The organism is Dactylosporangium sp. McL0621, from assembly GCF_049995355.1.
Taxonomy (GTDB): domain Bacteria; phylum Actinomycetota; class Actinomycetes; order Mycobacteriales; family Micromonosporaceae; genus Dactylosporangium.
This window is the reverse complement of record NZ_CP188259.1, coordinates 4,259,468-4,274,547: the sequence shown is the minus strand read 5'-3', so window position 1 is coordinate 4,274,547 and position 15,080 is coordinate 4,259,468. Positions and strand designations below refer to the sequence as shown.

15 protein-coding genes are annotated in these 15,080 nt (G+C 72.8%); 7 read left to right on the top strand and 8 right to left on the bottom strand.

Annotated features, from left to right (window positions below; genetic code table 11):
* Nucleotides 1-48: 48 nt before the first annotated feature.
* From ACPPVO_RS20295 to ACPPVO_RS20280, 4 genes are all read right to left on the bottom strand, one after another.
* Nucleotides 49-1,497 (bottom strand): hypothetical protein, encoded by a 1,449-nt coding sequence (locus ACPPVO_RS20295; RefSeq protein WP_426512768.1) that lies wholly within the window; start codon nucleotides 1,495-1,497, stop codon nucleotides 49-51.
* Nucleotides 1,494-2,945, bottom strand: coding sequence for a GT4 family glycosyltransferase PelF (pelF, locus tag ACPPVO_RS20290; protein WP_426512767.1), 1,452 nt, complete (start codon nucleotides 2,943-2,945; stop codon nucleotides 1,494-1,496). Before pelF ends, ACPPVO_RS20295 begins: the two co-directional genes overlap by 4 nt.
* Nucleotides 2,946-2,956: 11 nt before the next feature.
* On the bottom strand, nucleotides 2,957-5,092 hold the full coding sequence (locus ACPPVO_RS20285; protein WP_426512766.1) for a hypothetical protein: 2,136 nt from the start codon (nucleotides 5,090-5,092) through the stop codon (nucleotides 2,957-2,959).
* A 312-nt stretch (nucleotides 5,093-5,404) separates the two neighbouring features.
* Nucleotides 5,405-5,959: a hypothetical protein gene (locus tag ACPPVO_RS20280; RefSeq protein WP_426512765.1), complete on the bottom strand. Its 555-nt coding sequence runs from the start codon at nucleotides 5,957-5,959 to the stop codon at nucleotides 5,405-5,407.
* Nucleotides 5,960-5,991: 32 nt separating this feature from the next.
* Here ACPPVO_RS20280 and ACPPVO_RS20275 point away from each other — a divergent pair, with 32 nt between their 5' ends.
* The 3 genes from ACPPVO_RS20275 (at nucleotide 5,992) to ACPPVO_RS20265 (ending at nucleotide 8,058) form a co-directional block, all read left to right on the top strand.
* Entirely contained in the window at nucleotides 5,992-6,807 is an 816-nt protein-coding gene (locus ACPPVO_RS20275; protein WP_426512764.1) for a hypothetical protein, read from the top strand.
* Between the two features lie 232 nt (nucleotides 6,808-7,039).
* Nucleotides 7,040-7,780, top strand: coding sequence for a VIT1/CCC1 transporter family protein (locus tag ACPPVO_RS20270; RefSeq protein WP_426512763.1), 741 nt, complete (start codon nucleotides 7,040-7,042; stop codon nucleotides 7,778-7,780).
* Nucleotides 7,781-7,872: 92 nt separating this feature from the next.
* The gene (locus ACPPVO_RS20265; protein WP_426512762.1) at nucleotides 7,873-8,058 is read left to right on the top strand and encodes a hypothetical protein; all 186 of its coding nucleotides are present in this window, start codon (nucleotides 7,873-7,875) and stop codon (nucleotides 8,056-8,058) included.
* Between the two features lie 47 nt (nucleotides 8,059-8,105).
* Here ACPPVO_RS20265 and ACPPVO_RS20260 read toward each other — a convergent pair whose 3' ends face one another.
* On the bottom strand, nucleotides 8,106-8,645 hold the full coding sequence (locus ACPPVO_RS20260; RefSeq protein ID WP_426512761.1) for a hypothetical protein: 540 nt from the start codon (nucleotides 8,643-8,645) through the stop codon (nucleotides 8,106-8,108).
* Between the two features lie 134 nt (nucleotides 8,646-8,779).
* On the opposite strand from ACPPVO_RS20260, the gene ACPPVO_RS20255 reads away from it, so the two are divergent.
* Nucleotides 8,780-9,127 carry an IS5 family transposase gene (locus ACPPVO_RS20255; protein WP_426512760.1) on the top strand — a complete coding sequence of 116 codons (348 nt, stop codon included), beginning with the start codon at nucleotides 8,780-8,782 and terminating at the stop codon, nucleotides 9,125-9,127.
* 297 nt (nucleotides 9,128-9,424) lie between these two features.
* Here the strand turns inward: ACPPVO_RS20255 and ACPPVO_RS20250 are convergent, their stop codons facing one another.
* Nucleotides 9,425-10,507: a GH12 family glycosyl hydrolase domain-containing protein gene (locus ACPPVO_RS20250; protein ID WP_426512759.1), complete on the bottom strand. Its 1,083-nt coding sequence runs from the start codon at nucleotides 10,505-10,507 to the stop codon at nucleotides 9,425-9,427.
* A 187-nt stretch (nucleotides 10,508-10,694) separates the two neighbouring features.
* Between ACPPVO_RS20250 and ACPPVO_RS20245 the strand changes: the two genes are divergently transcribed.
* The 3 genes from ACPPVO_RS20245 to ACPPVO_RS20235 are packed head-to-tail and all read left to right on the top strand — an operon-like array spanning nucleotide 10,695 to nucleotide 13,460.
* Nucleotides 10,695-12,134, top strand: coding sequence for a peptide MFS transporter (locus tag ACPPVO_RS20245; protein WP_426512758.1), 1,440 nt, complete (start codon nucleotides 10,695-10,697; stop codon nucleotides 12,132-12,134).
* Nucleotides 12,135-12,155: 21 nt separating this feature from the next.
* Nucleotides 12,156-12,560, top strand: coding sequence for a hypothetical protein (locus ACPPVO_RS20240; RefSeq protein ID WP_426512757.1), 405 nt, complete (start codon nucleotides 12,156-12,158; stop codon nucleotides 12,558-12,560).
* Nucleotides 12,561-12,584: 24 nt separating this feature from the next.
* Nucleotides 12,585-13,460, top strand: coding sequence for a fructose bisphosphate aldolase (locus ACPPVO_RS20235; protein ID WP_426512756.1), 876 nt, complete (start codon nucleotides 12,585-12,587; stop codon nucleotides 13,458-13,460).
* Here the strand turns inward: ACPPVO_RS20235 and ACPPVO_RS20230 are convergent.
* Both ACPPVO_RS20230 and ACPPVO_RS20225 read right to left on the bottom strand, forming a co-directional pair.
* Nucleotides 13,439-14,239 carry an ABC transporter ATP-binding protein gene (locus tag ACPPVO_RS20230; protein WP_426512755.1) on the bottom strand — a complete coding sequence of 267 codons (801 nt, stop codon included), beginning with the start codon at nucleotides 14,237-14,239 and terminating at the stop codon, nucleotides 13,439-13,441. The two genes, ACPPVO_RS20235 and ACPPVO_RS20230, sit on opposite strands and share 22 nt — an antisense overlap.
* Nucleotides 14,236-14,904 carry a FadR/GntR family transcriptional regulator gene (locus tag ACPPVO_RS20225; RefSeq protein ID WP_426512754.1) on the bottom strand — a complete coding sequence of 223 codons (669 nt, stop codon included), beginning with the start codon at nucleotides 14,902-14,904 and terminating at the stop codon, nucleotides 14,236-14,238. The genes ACPPVO_RS20230 and ACPPVO_RS20225 overlap by 4 nt, the downstream gene beginning before the upstream one ends.
* Nucleotides 14,905-15,080 lie beyond the last annotated feature (176 nt).

Below are 15,080 nucleotides of genomic sequence, written 5' to 3'. Positions count from 1 at the left end.
CCGACGGTGTTCAGGCGCCGCCGAAGGCGTCGTCTTGGGAGGAGCCCGTCACCGGTACTGCCGCACGCGGCCCAGCGACGGGAGGAGGGCCGCCACGAGCAGCCCGAGCAGCAGCGCGACGCTGCCGAGGAAGGCGGTGTGCGCCACTAGCGCGGCGGCCAGCGCGACACAGAGCCGCAGGTAGCCGCCGTGCGCCGCCAGGACGAACACGAGCAGGACGGCGCCGGCCAGCAGCACGCTCGCCGCGGCCATCGCCGCCACGGCCGGGGTGAGGCGCCCGGCCTCGCCCAGGGCGGCCAGCACGACCGCCGCGCCGGCCCCGGCGACGAGCGCGCACGCGCCGACGTCCAGCGCCAGCCACCACCACAGCCGCCACCGGAAGCCCGGCGGCCCCCAGGGGTCGTGCAGCAGCTCCCGGGCCCGCTCGCCGAACCGGCGGGCCCGCCACTCGACGAAGCCCATCGACACCACCAGCGGCACCGTGGCCAGCAGCACGTCGAAGTGGTGCGCGAGCAGCGGCGCCTGGGGCAGCAGGACCAGCGCGGCCAGCAGCGCGGTGGAGAGCACGACCAGCGCGAAGGTGCCCCACCGGCCGCGCATCACCGTGCGCAGCCGGCCGGACCCTGACGCGCCGGGGCCGGCCGCGCCGGGCACCTGCAGCGCCCGGCTCAGCGCGACGCCGAAGGTGACCGCGATGCTGACCACCGCGGGCACGATCGCGGCCACCGGCGGCCAGTCCCCGGCGAGCACGAACCCGCCGCCGGCCACGACCGCCGGCGCCATCAGGGTCACCAGCCAGGCCTCGTCGCGGAAGAACAGCAGCACTGTCGCGGCGAGCTGGTACACCGTCACGGCCGGCACGAGCACCGCGGCGATCGGGTCGCCGCTCACCGCGGTGATCGCCGCCCCGAGCGCCCCCGCCGCCGCGACCCCGAGCACGCTGCCGCGGGCCAGCAGCCGGCCCGCGGCGGGCTCGTCGCCGGCGTTGACGTGCTGGTGCGCCAGCCAGGTCAGGCCACCTGACCACACCCAGCCGAGCAGGCCGGCGGCGACGATCGCGAGCACCGGCGGGCGCGGCGCGGCCGTGATGACCGCCGGGAACAGCACGCTCGGCAGCAGGTAGAGCCCGCCGTGCAGCAGCTCCCGCCACCCGTGCCGCCGGGCCCGGCGGCGAGCCGGGGGCTCCTCACGACCGGACAGCCGCCGGTGTACCGCACCGGCGAGCGCGAACACGTCGGCGTAGCCGTAGCCGACCCGGGCGTCGCGGTCGGTGACGCCCTGGGCCTCCAGGAGCGCGGCCACCTGTAATCCGTCCACGAACCCGCCGACGGCACGGTCGTGCAGCTCCGCGGCGAGCGCGTCGACAGGGTCCGCGCCGGTCCCGGGCCGCCCCGGCCGTGGCGCGAGGGACACGATCGGCAGTGCGACCGTGGCCGCCGCCGCCCAGCCGCGGGCGGCCAGGGCCATCGAGCCCGGGCGCGCCCCGACGGCCGTCATCGCAGCGCCGCCGCTGGCCCCCGCGCACCCAGCGCGGTCGGCACGATCAGCCGCTGGTACAGGCTGCGGTACGCGTCCAGCGACTGCGCGAGAGTGAACCGGTCGAGCACCCGCTGCCGGGCCCGGGCCGCCATGTCCCGGCGCAGCGCCGGATCCAGCAGCAGCGTCACGCACGCGTCGGCGACGGCGGCCGGGTCGCGCGGCGCGACCACGAACCCGGTGTCGCCGACCGCCTCCGAGACCCCGCCGACGTTCGTGCACACCATGGTCCGGCCGCACGCCATCGCCTCGATGACCGAGTACGGGAACCCCTCCGAGATGCTCGTGAGCGCCACGACGTTGCCACTGTGGTACGCCGCGACGGCGTCGGGCGCGCTGCCCTCCAGCCGGGCCGAGTTGGCCAGGCCCAGGCCCTCGATGAGGGCGCGGCAGCTGTCGCGGTACCGCAGATCGATCGCCGCCCCGTAGATGCGCAGCCGTGCGTCGGGCACCCGCGCACGGACCCGGGCGAAGGCCCGGATCAGCGTGTGCAGGTCCTTGAGCGGGTCGATCCGTCCCACGTAGACGATCGTCGGCTCGTCCGGCTCGGTGTGGGCGCTCGGGAACAGCTCCGGCGAGATCCCGTTGTACATCGTCCACATGCGGTCGGGGTCGGCGCCGTTCTGCAGCTGCCAGCGCCGGTTGTACGCCGAGTGCGGCGCGAGGGCGTCGGCGAAGTGGTACGCGGCCCCGGCCAGGCCGCGCTGGAAGGCCAGCAGCAGCGCCGCGACGGCGTGCGGCAGCTCCCCGCCGACCTGCTCCAGGTAGCGCTCCCGCAGGTATACGCCGTGCTCGGAGATGAGCATGGGCGTCTCGTACTCCCACTTCGCCGCCATCGCCACGAGCGTCGAGAGCCCGTTCATCGCGCAGTGCACCACGTCGGCCCGCGGCGGCGGCACGCTCAGCGGCCGCAGCATGTTGCCGATCAGCCCGGTCGCGTGGGCCGCGTCGGCGAGCGTGAGCCGCCCCTTGTCGGCCTCGCCCCACCGGTCCTGCAGCCGGCCCAGCGCCGCATTGGAGCGCAGCGCGCCCGCCACGTCGCCGCCGTCGGCCGCGTACTCGTACAGCCCCCGCAGCGCCAGCAGGAACCGGCTGCGCTGGACGACCCCTAGCTGGGGATCCGGCTCCGGCACCGTGACGAGCGCGGCCAGGAACGCGTCCAGCGCCGCGTGGAACATCGTGCGCGTGGGCCGGCCCGGGCGCCGCACCCGGGGCCGGCGGCGCTCGGCGCTCCACAGTGGAATCGCCATCACCCGCTCGAGGTTCGCCGGCAGCTCCCACCGCACCGTCTCGGTGCCGTCGACGGTGAGCGCGACCGCCTCCCAACGGTGCTCGGGCAGGCCGTGCACGAGCTGGTCGCACCAGACGCTGACCCCGCCGAGCGCCTGCGGGTAGGTACCCTCCGACACCAGCGCCACCCTCATGAGCGCGGGCTCGCCGGGACGGTCACCGCGGTGCTGCCCAGCGTCAGCCGCGAGGAGACCTCCGGGCCGTACGCGGTCGAGCCGGTCCCCGAGGCGCCGCTCACGGTCAGCGAGCCGGCCAGCGGGGCGGTGACCGTGATGGTGCGCGCCGCCGGGTCGTAGACGGCGTCGGCGCCGCCGCGCAGCTCCGCGAAGTGCGCGTTGCGCTGGGTCGCGTACGCGGCCAGGGTCGGCCAGTCCGGGCTGAGCACCGGCACGTTGTAGTAGGCGCTGTACTTGGCCAGTACCCGGTCGAGCCAGTCGGTCAGCAGCGTCTTGCCCGAGCCGTAGTCGTGCAGGTTCGCGATGTGGAAGGTGTGCGTGTACAGCGATCCGGTGGCGAGGTGGGCGAGCGCGACCTCGGCCTCGGCGTCGAGCACCTGCGCGTAGGTCAGGTTCGCCGGCCAGAACGGGAACTTCCCCGTAGGCCCGTAGAACGAGTTGTAGAACGCGGTCTCCTCGGCCGGGGTCGTGGTGTGGTACGCGATGTTCGTCGGCCAGTCCGGCACCACGGTGATGCTGGGCTCCAGCGGGTGCACCCGGGCGCAGTTGAAGCAGTCGGGCACGTGGCTCGGGAACGACATGTTGCCGTGCACGTACTTCACGCCGAGGTCCTTCGCCGCGGCGAGGAACTGCGGGTTGGAGGCGGCGAGCCCGTGGTCCGTCGGCGGGTCGACGTCGTCGTCCGGGTTGTCGTTGTAGACGCCGAGGCCGGAGTACTCCCCCGTCTTGAGGATCGTGTTGGGCTGCGGCAGGCCGAGCTGGGTGGCGACGGTGCGGTTCCCGGCGATCTCGTTGGTCGTGGTCGCGTAGTCGGTGGTGTTGAGCTCCGGGTGGGTCAGCGTGTGGTTGATCCAGCGGAACTTCGTGGCCAGGCACCGGCTCGTCGCGGTGAGCGTGCTCGCGTTGCCGTTGGGGCTGCAGGTCGTACCGGCGTTGAGGTTCGCGTCGCCGCCGTTGTAGGCGAGGTTCAGGGTGAGACCCGAGGCGAGGGGGTAGGCGGCGCGCAGCGCGACCTGGCGCTGGTTGGCGTTGTACGCCTCGTGGCCGGTCATCGCCCAGCCCGGGTCGGATTCGACGTGCCCGTCGGGGTAATAGTGGTCCGCGGTGTTGAACCAGTCGTCGACGTCGACATCGAGGAAGTGCCGCTGCTCGCCGAGGAACAGCCCGCGGCTGGCCCAGCGGAACATCCCGTACGTGAGCAGGTAGGACTGCGTGAGGTACTGGTTGGAGGTGAAGGTGAGGGCGAGGCGCTCCCGCCCGTCCGTGGACGTGGTCCGCACGCCGAGCACGTCGGCGCCGTTGACGAGCACCGGGTCGGCGGCGCAACCGGCGGTGACGCGGGTCCGGTACACGTACGACTGCAGGATCGGGACCTTGGCGGTCGACTTGAGCGCATCGAACACGCCCGCGCCGGCCGCGGTCAGCGACGCCGGCAGGATCGTGTCGCCGGTGGCGGCCTCACTCGACGCGGACAGGCAGTAGTCCTCGGGGAAGGTGCCGTAGCTGGTGTACAGCGTGGCCTGACGCACGGCGTAGTCGCGCTCGTAGGCCCACAGGGTGTTCCACTCCGTGCCGTCGAGCCCGCTGACGTAGGCGCCGCCGTTGTCGTACAGCAGCATGCTGCTCGTGAGCAAGATCGCGTTGTACTTGCCGGCGCCGTCAGGCCTGGTCAGGGTGGCCGCGGTGAGCGGCTGGCCCCTGGTCAGCAGCACGTCGTAGGCGGCGCCGACGCGGTCGAGGGTCGAGCGCCAGGTGTCGACGCCCCAGTCGGCCGCGTCGACGCCGACGACGAGCGCGCGCAGCCCGACCTTGGCGGCCGCCGGCGCGGCGAGCGTCGACGGTCCGGCCAAGGTGGACTGGGCCTTCGGGCGCACGGAGAGGTCACGCTTCAGCGGTACCGAACCCTTGACCTTGGGCAGCGGTGCGCCGGGCTTCACGGCCTTGCGCGTTCCCGGTTCGCCGAGGATGACGGCGTGATCTTTACTGGGCTTGGTGGGAGCGCGCGGCGGCGCGGCGGCGGCCCCTTGGACGGTGCCGAGCATGAGTACGGTGCTGACGGCGGTGGCGGTGAACAACTTGAGCAGGCCCATGGAAACTCCGGTTCGAACTGGCCGTGCGGCGAAAGAGGGCGCACGAGGCCAAGGCCGGACAGCGCGACGGCGTGCCGGCGGCGAGGTTTTGGTGGAACGTGCCGATGTTACGAGCGCGAAACGCGGCGCAGAGCCGGACACAGCATGACTTCGGGGGTGGCCTTCGCCCGCGCTGCGGGTGGCGCTCGCCCGCGCCCCGGGGTAGCCCCGCCCACGCCGCGGGTGATCCGGAAGCGGTCGTCCGGACGGCCAGGCCGGGGATCGTCCCGATGCAGCCACTCGACGGATGCCGGCCGCCGGTGCGGGGCGCGTTCAATGGGCTTGGGGTCGTCGTGGCAGCAGGTGGCGCCAACCGGACGCCATCGCCCTCCGCAGCACGGCTGCCGCCGCGGCGACCCGATCAGCCCCGGCACCGCGCCATCCGGGCCCGACCCGTATGGACGGCGCCGCGCCCTTGCGCGCCCCGCCGGCTCCGGAGAAGACGCCGGGTAACGGCGGCGGGCCCGCCGGGAAAGTGACGCGGTTCAGCGCCGCATCGACGGCGAGCTCGATCACGCCGGCTACCACGAGGCCATGGCGGCGCTCGCGGAGCAGGATGCGATCGCGTATCCGCTCGCGGTTGCCAAATCGCTGTTGTGAATCGCCGGCGGCCGAGGTGTCGTCGTTCGTGCCTCGTCGCCTCGCCTGATTCCGGAGTGATTCCGCCCCGGACGGCACATCAAACCGCCCGGCCCGGGCAGCCAACGTCTTGTAGCCGCAGGTGGAGTGAGTGCAACGGCACTGCTCACCACCGGCGCCGGGGCCGCTGCGGCCACCGGGCTCCGTGGCAACCCGAAATCGCCTGGGTGATTTCTCGCGAACCAGCACATGGAGCCGTCCGGACCGGGCAGCCGCGAGCGATGCACACGGCCCTGCTCGATGCGGCGAGGGACGCCCGGCTCGCCCCGTCGATCCTCAACACCAAGCCGTGGCGCTGGGAGACCGTCGGCGCCGCGCTCGAGCTGCACGCCGACCCCGCCCGCCGGCTGCCGCACCTCGACCCGCACGGCCAGCTGATGACCCTCAGCTGCGGCGCGGCGCTGCACCACGCCCGCCTGGCGCTGGCCGCCGCCGGCTACGAGCCCGTCGTCGAGCGCCGGCCCGACGCCGACCACCCGACGCTGCTGGCCCGCATCGGCCTCGGCGAGGAGCGCCCGGCGGGGCGCGAGTGCCTGGAGACGTACCGCTGCCTGCCCTTGCGCCGCACGGACCGCCGCCCGTTCCCGCCCAGCGCCCGCGTACCGGACGCCACCCTGACCCGCCTGCGCGCCGCCGCCCAGGCCGAGCGCGCCCACCTGTACGTCCTCGCGCGTGAAGACGTCGCCTATCTGCGGTACGCCGCCCAGGGCGCGCACACCCTCGGCGCCCACGACGCCGAGATCGCCGCCGAGCTCGAGCGCTGGGCCGGCGCCGCCCGCCCCGCCCCGCTGCGCGACGCCGGCTCCGGCGCCGAGTACCTGGTCGTCGCCACGGACGCCGACGGCCCGGACGACTGGCTCAGAGCGGGCGAGGCGACGAGCGCGGTCTGGCTGACCGCGACCGCCTGCCGGCTGGGCGCCTCACCCCTGAGCGAGGTGGTGGAGGTACCGGGCGCCCGCGCGCTGATCCGCAGCCTGCTGCACCCGCCGCGCGAGCCCCAGCTGGTCCTGCGCGTGGGCATGGCCGCTCCGAACTGACCGGGCTCCCGGCTGCGGGCCCCGGCTCGGGAAGCCGCTCGCCCGTGTACCGCACCGCCCTCAGCGACGCCGAACCGCCCAGCCCGTGCACCTCGAAACCGGAATGCGCGAGCACGGCGAGCAGCCCGCCGCCGTCGACGTCGTCGGCCGGCGCGGGCAAGCACAGCCTTGCCTTCGTTGCGGAGCAAGGGTTTGCGGCCGTACCGTCGCCTCTGGGGGTGGGTGATCGGCGATGAGTGAACAGACACTGGACCGGACGGTCGCGGCGGCCGCGCACACCGGTGAGCCGCACGGCGGCGGGCACTCCGGGCGGGCGAACTGGCTGCGCGCCGGGGTCCTCGGCGCCAACGACGGCATCGTGTCCACCGCGGCGCTCGTCGTCGGTGTGGCCGGCGCGACCACGTCCACCGTGGCGATCCTCGCGGCCGGGACGGCCGGGGTCGTGGCCGGCGCGGTGTCGATGGCGCTGGGCGAGTACGTATCGGTGAGCACCCAGCGCGACACCGAGCGCTCGCTGCTCGCCCACGAGCGGCGCGAGCTCGAGGAGTTTCCCGAGCAGGAGCTCGAGGAGCTGACCACGCTGTACCGCGCGAAGGGTCTCTCCGAGGCGACCGCGCGGCTCGTGGCGCAGGAGCTGACCGCGAAGGACGCGTTCGCCGCGCACGCGGAGGCCGAGCTGCACATCGACCCGGAGGCGCTCACCGACCCCTGGCAGGCGGCCGGGGCGTCGGCGGTCTCGTTCACCATCGGGGCGCTGCTCCCGCTGCTGGCGATGGTCCTGCCGCCGCCGGGCAGCCGGATCGCGGTCACCGTGGTGGCCGTGGTGCTGGCGCTGGCGGTGACCGGCGCGGTGAGCGCGCGGCTGGGCTCGGCCGCGGTCGGGCGGGCCGTCTCCCGGCTGGTGGCCGGCGGCCTGCTCGCGATGGCCGTCACCTACGGCATCGGGCAGCTGGTCGGCACCGCACTGGGCTAGGGCCTATCTGACGGATCTTGAGGTGGCATGGCGCCGTGAAGGCCGGCGGCCTGCGGCGGTTGCGCGCCGGACGGGTCGGTGCGATCAACAATATGGCCAGCATCGACAACCGGACGCTGCTGGCCCGGCGGCAGGTGCGCCACGACGGCCGGGTCGTGCTGTTCATCCCCGAGGGGGAGACGCCGCGGGTGCGCAGCGTGACGGTCCGTGGTGACGAGGGTGCGCAGTTCGCCGGCCGGTGGTTGAGCGCCGAACTCGCCGTCCGGCGCCGGACCTGACGAACCCTGGGTTGACCGCCGGCCGGGGACGGCCGGTCGGCGGTGCCTCAATGGTGCGCCGGCTTCGACGGCCCGGTATTCTTGAACTTGATGCCGCCGGCCGGCTCGGACGACGTGCAGGCCGTCATCGCCTGGGTCACCACTGTGTTGGTTTCGATGGGCTGCAGGCTCTGCGGCGGATCGAAGTAGCCGTCGCTGTCGGGGTCCGGCCAGCTCGGCACGTCATGTGCCCGGATACACTCCGCCCATTTGCGTGCCTTGGCCAGCTCCTCGGCGCTCAGCGGTGGCCGCGACGGCCGCTGTCCGCCCCCCTTGCCGGCGCGGAACAGGTCTGCGCAAGCGGCCGGCTTCTCCACGTCGGGTGCGGAGTCCGGGATCACCCAGTCGCCACTGTCGTTCATGACGGGGTCGGGCCAGTCGGGATACCCGTTGGCACGCATGCACTTGGCCGCATCGATCAGCGTCTGGTGGGCGTCCCTCGCGCTCGGTGTGGCGGCCGGCTGGTTGGCGGATCCGTGCGTGCCACCGCTGCACCCGGCGAGGGCGAACATCGCGGCTCCTGCCACGGCGAGCGTACGTAGCTTCATGGCTTGACGTTGGCTGACGCCGCTGGCATTGGCCTCCCCCAAATGTTGCCGCAGGTGGCCCGATTTTGGGGGTGGGCCGCGCCGCCGCGAGCTCAGCCGCTCCGGACATCGATCAGCGTCGGGTACCGTGTGGCGTGGCCGGTGATCTGTCCGATGTGGAATGGCAACGGCTGGAGCCGCTACTGCCGAGCATGGTTCCGGGGCGGGGTGGCCGGCGGCGGGATCACCGGCAGGTGATCAACGGGATCTTGTGGCGGATCGAAAATGGCGCGAAGTGGCATCAGGTGCCGGACCGGTACGGGCCGTGGAAGACCTGCTATCACCGGTTTGCGCAGCGGGAGTCCGACGGAACGTGGGCGCGGATCGAGCAGCGGTTGCAGGCCGACGCCGATGCCGCCGGCGAGTTGGACTGGCGTGCCCAGGCCGATGCCACGATCGTGCGGGCGCATCAACACGCGGCCGGTGCGCGTAAAGGGGGCTGAGCACGGATGAATCACGTGCCGCACAGGCGATCGGCCGGTCCCGGGGCGGGTTGACCACGAAGGTTCATCTCCTCGCCGAAGGTCGCGGCCGGAGCCTGGTCAAGCGGCTGACCGCCGGGCAGGCGGCGGATAGCAAGAAGTTGGTGGCGCTGCTGGATGCGGTCGCTGCCCCGCGTCCGGGTGGGGTGGGCCAAACCCGACCGGACCACCTCAAGATCCGTCAGATAGGCCCTAGCCGAGAAACGGCGGTGCCGGCCCCGACGCGTGAGCGGGGCCGGCACCTTTTCCGGGGTGCGGTTATGCGGTGGCGCAGCTCACCGACGTCGGCGCACTGCCGCTGGCGGTGAAGCCGTAGGTCGTCGAGGCGCTCGCCCCGAGCGAGCCGTTGTACGTCTCGTTGCGCACGGTCACCGGCGAGGTCGACGTGACCCGGCCGTTCCACAGTGAGCTGATCGAGACGCTGCCGCCGGACCAGACGGTGTTCCAGCCCGAGATCGCGGCCGTGCCGGAGTTGCGCACGGTCACCTCGCCCTGGAAGCCGCCAGACCAGCTGTTGATGGTGCGGTAGGTCGCGGTACAGCCGGACGTACCGCCGCCGGGAGGAGGCGTCGTGCCGCCGCCGCCGTTGATCGTGGCGGAGAACGCGGTGACCGCGAGGCCCTGACCGCCGATCCACGGCTCGAAGCCGGCCTGGATGCTGGTCAGGTACCACGCCGTGGTGGCCTTGCCGCGGGAGATGACGTCGTTGATGAACGCCTTGACGTCGAAGTTCCAGCTGCTCATCGCCGACGGCGCGACGTACGACACCACGTCGTTGCCGCCGTTGTTGCCCTGCCAGACCGCCCACGAACGCCCGGCGACGCTCGCCGAGCCGACCTGGCTGCCGACCGGCTGGATCGAGCCCTGCCGGTTGAACCAGATCATGATCTCGGTCGCGTTGACGCCGTCCTTCTTGGCCGTCGGGTCGAGCCAGATGTCGTACGCGGCGTCATACGTGGCGCCGTTGATGAAGTTGTACGAGATGCTGGTCTGCGCCGAGCTGATCGCGCTGATCTGCATCGGCAGGTTGGTGCCCGGCGAGCAGTTCGTGTAGTGGCAGCCGACGTAGATCGCGGGGTACGACGCCGGCGCCCCGTTCGTCGGCTTGTTCGCGTTGATCTGCGAGATCGCGAAGCCGGTACTGGTCACGTTGATGCACTGGGTCGCACTGTTGCCCCAGTTGTTGTTCATGACCACGTACTTGCCGCCGATGGTGGTGGAGCCGTACTGCTCACAGATCTGGGTGTCGGCACCGGCCGGCGATGCGGGCCCCATCACCGCCACCAGGCCGCCGACGACGAACAAGCCGGCCGCCGCGACTGCGCGCAGCGTTCTGCTCATGTGTTGCCTCCTTGCATCGGTGGAGCGAGCGGGAGCGCTCTCCTGAACGCGGACGCTAGGCAACCGCGCGCACCCGGGCGACCCGGAGGCGTGACATTCAGTATTGTCGCTGCTCAATGGGCCCGAGCGACGGTGAAACGTACACGTGCTTGATTCGCCCCGTCCGTGCTGGGTAGGGGCAACGGATGTGACAGGTCCACGCACGTTCTTCGGGCAGCCGCGGCTGCTCGCGCACCTGTTCGGTGTCGAGCTGTGGGAACGGTTCTCGTTCTACGGCATGCAGGGAATCCTGCTGATCTACCTGTACTACTCGGCCGAACGCGGCGGGCTCGGCATCGACCAGGACACCGCCACGAGCATCGTCGGCGCGTACGGCGGCGCCGTGTACCTGTCCACGATCCTCGGCGGCTGGGTGGCCGACCGGCTGCTGGGCCCGGAGCGGGTGCTCTTCGCCAGCGCCGTGCTCGTCATGGCCGGGCACATCAGCCTCGCCGTGCTGCCCGGGCTCGCCGGCGTCGCCGTCGGGCTGGTCCTGATCGCCGTGGGCAGCGGCGGCGTGAAGGCCAACGCGACCTCGCTCGTCGGCTCGCTGTACGCCGAGGACGACCCGCGCCGCGACGCCGGGTTCTCGCTGTTCTACCTCGGCATCAACCTGGGCGCCCTGGCCGGTCCGCTGCTGACCGGGCTGCTGCAGCAGGAGGCCGGCTTCCACTGGGGCTTCGGCCTCGCCGCCGCGGGCATGGCGGTCGGCCTCGCGCAGTACACGGTCGGCCGCCGCCACCTGACCGGCCCGGCCCGCGAGGTGCCGAACCCGCTCCCGGCCCGCCGCCGGCCACTCGTCGCCGCCGTGGCCGCGGCCGTGGTACTGCTGATCATCGCCGTCGTCGCCTTCGGGCTGCTGCCGGCCGACCGCCTCGCGACCGCCGTGGTGGTGCTCAGCGCCGTCGCGGCCGCGGCCTACTTCGTCGTCATCCTCACCAGCCGGGCCGTCACCGGCATCGAGCGCCGCCGCATGCTGGGCTTCATCCCGATGTTCCTGGCCAGCGCCGTGTTCTGGTCGCTGTACCAGCAGCAGTTCACGGTCGTCACCATCTACTCCGACCAGCGCCTCGACCGCACCATCCTGGGCTGGGAGATGCCGGTCTCCTGGGTCCAGTCGATCAACCCGGTGTTCATCATCGTGCTGTCGGGCGCGTTCGCCGCCCTGTGGACCCGGCTCGGCGACCGCCAGCCGTCGACCCCGGTCAAGTTCGCCGCCGGTACCGCGCTCATGGGTGTGGCGTTCCTGCTGTTCCTGCCGCTGGCCGGGGGCGGGCCGAACAGCGCGCCGCTGCTCGCCCTGGCCGGGATCCTCCTGGTGTTCACGGTCGCCGAGCTGCTGCTCTCCCCCGTCGGGCTCTCCCTGGCCACCAAGGTCGCCCCCGCCGCGTTCCGCACCCAGACGGTCGCACTGTTCTTCCTGTCCGTGGCCCTGGGTACCGCCGCCTCCGGAGTCCTCGCGCGCTACTACAGCGCCGAGCACGAGGTGTGGTACTTCGGCATCCTCGGCGTCACCGCCCTGCTCTTCGGGGCCGTGCTGGCCGCGCTCACCCCGCTGGTGCGCCGGCTGCTCAGCGGCGTGCGCTGAAAACCGTGCCACAATGGTCCAATGAGCACCGTCAATGCGCTGGGCGCGGTGCCGCTGCTCGTGGCGCTGGCCCTGACCGGTGCGTGCAACAGCCGGGCCGCCCCGCCGCCGGTGCCCAGCGCGGCTCCGTCGCCGGCCGTGCCGCGGCTGCGCCCGGGCACCCGGGTCGAGCTGACCGCCGCGGTGATCCGCGTGTTCGGGCCGCACGCGTTCCTGGTCGCCGACGCGGACCTGCCGCCGGCCGGTCAGCTCGTCGTGTCGGACGCGCCGGTGACGGTGGAGGTACCCGACCTCGTGACCCTCACCGGCCGGGTCGAGCAGCTCGACCGGGCCGCGCTGCAGCGCTACGGCGCGGAGGACCCGACCGGCGTGGTCATCGTGGCCGCGTCGGTACGCGGGTATCCCGCCGAGTCCCCGGCGCCGTAGGCACGTCCGTGCCAGGATCGGGGAATGGACGAGCAGCAGCGGGCGAAGATCGCATCGGGCCGCGGGTTCGTCGCCGCGCTGGACCAGAGCGGCGGCAGCACCCCGAAGGCGCTGGAGCACTACGGGGTGGCGGAGTCGCAGTACGCGACCGACGCCGAGATGTTCGACCTCATGCACGAGTTCCGGTCGCGGATCATCACCTCGCCCGCGTTCACCGGTGAACGCATCCTCGCCGCGATCCTGTTCGAGCAGACCATGGACCGCGACGTGGCCGGCCTCGCCACCCCGGCGTACCTCTGGCAGCACAAACAGATCGTGCCGTTCGTCAAGGTCGACGAGGGCCTCGCCGAGGAGCACGACGGCGTGCGGCTCATGAAGCCGTTCACAAGGCTCGACGACCTGCTCGCGCGGGCCGCCGGCCGCGGCGTCTTCGGCACCAAGATGCGATCGGTCATCACCGGCGCCGCCCCGGCCGCGATCGGCGCCGTGCTCGACCAGCAGTTCGGCTACGCCGAGCGGATCCTCGACGCCGGCCTCGTGCCGATCATCGAGCCCGAGGTCGACATCCACAGCCCCGACAAGGCCGCGGCCGAGCAGGTGCTGCGCCGGGGCATCCTGGAACGCCTGGGGCGCCGGCCGGTCATGCTCAAGCTGACCATCCCGGACGAGGACGACTTCTACGCGGAGCTGATCGGCCACCCGCAGGTGCTGCGGGTGGTCGCCCTCTCCGGCGGGTACTCCCAGGAGGAGGCCGACGAGCGCCTCGCCCGCAACCACGGCCTGATCGCCAGCTTCTCGCGGGCGCTGACCGAGGGCCTGCGGCGCGACCAGTCCGACGACGACTTCAACGGAGCGCTCGACCGCTCGATCGCGGCGATCTACCGGGCGTCGACCACGTAGCGGCGGGCGGTCCGGGCGCTCCACCGGCCGTCGCGGTGCTCGACGTCGATCTCGTGCTGGAACGCCCGGGTGATGTTCGCGCTGGTCAGCACGTCCAGCGCGGGGCCCGCGGCGACCACCCGGCCCTCGGCCAGGATCAGCGCGTGGGTCGTGGTCTCCGGCAGCTCCTCCAGGTGGTGCGTGACGAGCACCGAGGTGAGCCCGGGGTGCGTCCGCGGCAGCAGGGCGATCGTGTCCAGCAGCTGCTCGCGCGCGGCCACGTCGAGCCCGGTCGACGGCTCGTCGAGCAGCAGCAGGCGCGGCTCCGAGACGAGCGCACGGGCGATCAGCGTGCGCCCGCGCTCGCCCTGCGACAGCGTCGGCCACCGGTCCGCGACACGCGGAGTGAGCCCGAGCAGGTCGATCAGGTCGTGCGCGCGGGCCCGTTCGGCCGCGGTCGGTTCCCAGCGGTTGGGCGTTTCGACGGTACCCGTAATGCCGGTCAGGACCACCTCTCCCACGGTGAGCGGCGAACGCAGCGGGTGCCGGGGGTTCACGTGCCCGATGGACCGCCGCAGCCGCTGCAGCTCGACCCGGCCGAGCTCATGGCCGAGGACGTGGACGGTGCCGGTGGTCGGGTGGGTGACGGCGCCGCAGAAGCCGAGCACCGTGCTCTTGCCGGCGCCGTTCGGCCCGAGCATCGCCCAGTGCTCGCCGGCTTCCACCTCGAAGCCGACGCCGTGCAGGATCTCCTTGCCCTCGCGCCGGAACGTGACCTCGCGCAGCCGCAGGACGCTCACATGTACTCCTTCACGCCGTCGATCAGCCCGTACGACGCGGCGACGGCGCCTTCTGCGTCCCTGGCTCGGATGGCCCGCACGATGGCCGCGTGGGCATCGCGCACGTCCGGGTCCTCGGGAAAGACCGCGGTGTCCTCAATGGACTGATGGATGACGCCCTCGACCGCGTCGAAGAGCCGCAGCAGCAACGGATTGCCGCTCGCGACCACGACACCACGGTGGAACGCGGCATCGGCGGCGACGTACCCGGCCCGGTCCCGCGCCTCGTGCGCCGCCGCCCGGGCCGCGAGGGCGTCCTCGAGCGCGGCCACCGCATCGGACTTGGCTTGCCGGGCGGCGAGCCGGGCCGCGGCCGCCTCCAGTCCGGCGCGCGCGTCGAGGACCGCGGTCAGCCCGGCCGCGACCTCGTCGCGCACGAGCACGCCGGTGATCTCGTCGGTGGCGCGCACGTAGGTGCCGTCGCCGATGCGCGGCTCGAGCAGCCCGGTGGTGCTGAGCGCCCGCAGCGCCTCCCGCACCGTCCCGCGGCTGACCCCGAGATCCCCGGCGAGCTGGTGCTCCCCGGGTATCCTCGCCCCGACGGCCCAGTCGCCCCGCTGGATGAGCCCACGGAACCGCTCGGTCACCTGCAACACGAGCGGCGCCTGCCGGACAAGATCGCGCACCCGGCGAGGGTACAACAGATGTCCGACATTTGCACGGACCCGGTGAGGCCGCCCGGAATGCCGGAAATCCTGGGGATCGCGAAATTGGGCAATGGGCCGGCGCGTTGTACCCGGGCGGGAGCATCAGTAAATATTTCAATTGATAAATGTCGTCACCCCGGGGGGGCCGTTGCGGG

What these genes read in the sequence shown, in the direction of transcription:
- ACPPVO_RS20295 (WP_426512768.1), bottom strand. Translation starts at nt 1,497, where the DNA reads ATGACGGCCGTCGGGGCGCGCCCGGGCTCGATGGCCCTGGCCGCCCGC.
- ACPPVO_RS20285 (WP_426512766.1), bottom strand. Translation starts at nt 5,092, where the DNA reads ATGGGCCTGCTCAAGTTGTTCACCGCCACCGCCGTCAGCACCGTACTC.
- ACPPVO_RS20275 (WP_426512764.1), top strand. Translation starts at nt 5,992, where the DNA reads ATGCACACGGCCCTGCTCGATGCGGCGAGGGACGCCCGGCTCGCCCCG.
- ACPPVO_RS20270 (WP_426512763.1), top strand. Translation starts at nt 7,040, where the DNA reads ATGAGTGAACAGACACTGGACCGGACGGTCGCGGCGGCCGCGCACACC.
- ACPPVO_RS20265 (WP_426512762.1), top strand. Translation starts at nt 7,873, where the DNA reads ATGGCCAGCATCGACAACCGGACGCTGCTGGCCCGGCGGCAGGTGCGC.
- ACPPVO_RS20260 (WP_426512761.1), bottom strand. Translation starts at nt 8,645, where the DNA reads ATGAAGCTACGTACGCTCGCCGTGGCAGGAGCCGCGATGTTCGCCCTC.
- ACPPVO_RS20250 (WP_426512759.1), bottom strand. Translation starts at nt 10,507, where the DNA reads ATGAGCAGAACGCTGCGCGCAGTCGCGGCGGCCGGCTTGTTCGTCGTC.
- ACPPVO_RS20240 (WP_426512757.1), top strand. Translation starts at nt 12,156, where the DNA reads ATGAGCACCGTCAATGCGCTGGGCGCGGTGCCGCTGCTCGTGGCGCTG.
- ACPPVO_RS20235 (WP_426512756.1), top strand. Translation starts at nt 12,585, where the DNA reads ATGGACGAGCAGCAGCGGGCGAAGATCGCATCGGGCCGCGGGTTCGTC.